Source organism: Oleiphilus sp. HI0123, assembly GCF_001635315.1.
The window spans coordinates 1-505 of the sequence record NZ_LWGE01000018.1 but is presented as its reverse complement, the minus strand read 5'-3'; the positions used below and the strand labels follow the sequence as shown (position 1 = coordinate 505).

Genomic DNA, 505 nt, shown 5'->3' with positions numbered 1-505 from the left:
GTGGATGCCCCAGGCTCTTGTGCTGCTTGGGTGATTGCGCTCAGATAGGTAATAATACTAAGCAAACTGACGATCCAAAGTGTTTTTTTCATAAATTCCTACTCTATCGGGATTCTTTTAAGCAACTGTAGAACTTAGGACAAGAGGTTTGCAGAAAGGTTCCAAATCCGTTTTAGATATTTTCTCTTAGTCAGGCCTGTTTTTATCTGAGGGCTAATTTTAGGGAGGTGAATAAATCACTAAACATCCTTTAGAATCCGAAGTTTAGGTCTATACTGCTATTTTATTGACGATAATAATTAATTGAGCCTTACCAGATATGTATAAGTTTCTTTTGAATCTCCGTTTAAAGTATAAGTTTTGGTTGTTAAACGGGGTTTCATTTACCATTGTTTGTTTAATGGTTGCTGCCTCCATTGCAATAAATCATTCTTTCATCTTGGATGAAAGTCGTGAGGACAATGCTGATATTGTCGATAGCTTACTATCTATTTCAAAAGAGTTG

1 protein-coding gene is annotated in these 505 nt (G+C 36.0%); it reads left to right on the top strand.

Annotated features, from left to right (window positions below; all coding sequences use genetic code 11):
• Window positions 1-319: 319 nt before the first annotated feature.
• Window positions 320-505, top strand: a 186-nt coding sequence (locus A3761_RS28285) for a hypothetical protein (protein WP_231881093.1), incomplete at its 3' end; no start/stop codon positions are given.